The 663-nt window shown below is 58.4% G+C and carries 1 pseudogene; it reads left to right on the top strand.

The window, feature by feature from the left end:
* Nucleotides 1-10 precede the first annotated feature (10 nt).
* A pseudogene (locus tag HKD27_RS16845) lies at nucleotides 11-663 on the top strand (IS5 family transposase); the annotation flags it as partial.

Below are 663 nucleotides of genomic sequence, written 5' to 3'. Positions count from 1 at the left end.
GGAATGGGCGATAATTGGTCCGCTTCTGCCTTCTGAGCGTGGACGTTGGGCGCGCCCGTCTGGAGATAACCGCCGTTTTCTCAATGGTATGCTGCACATCCTACGCACTGGATGCCCCTGGCGGGACATGCATGAACGCTACGGCAAATGGAACTCGGTTTATGTCCGGTTTCGCCGTTGGGCCGAACAGGGTGTGTGGGATGCCCTGCTGCAAACCCTTGTAGACCTTGGCCTGACTGATGACTGGCAGCATATGCTCGATAGCACCGTGGTTCGCGCCCATTCACAGGCCACTGGCGCAAAAGGGGGGCTCATGCGGAAGCTTTTGGTCGGTCACGCGGCGGCTTTACGAGCAAAATCCACGCCCGATGCGACAATCAGGAACGTCCTCTTGGCTTTGTCCTCACCGGCGGGCAGGTCTCGGACTATAAAGCCGTCAATGCCCTGATGGCACTTCCGGCTCCGAACCCCAGGGCCATGCTGGCTGATCGGGGCTATGACAGCGACAGTTTCCGCCAGGACCTTCTGATCCATGGGATCCTGCCGGTCATTCCATCACGCAAAGGCCGCAGCACTCCACAAAACACCGACTGGTGGCGCTACAGGGATCGTAACCGTATCGAAAGAATGTTTAACAGGCTCAAGCAGATGCGCCGCATCGCA

Origin of the sequence: Gluconobacter sp. R75690, assembly GCF_015244525.1 — a bacterium.
Classification (GTDB): Bacteria; Pseudomonadota; Alphaproteobacteria; order Acetobacterales; family Acetobacteraceae; genus Gluconobacter; species Gluconobacter potus.
Note: the sequence above shows the minus strand (reverse complement) of the source record. Positions and strands in the feature narration are given on the sequence as shown.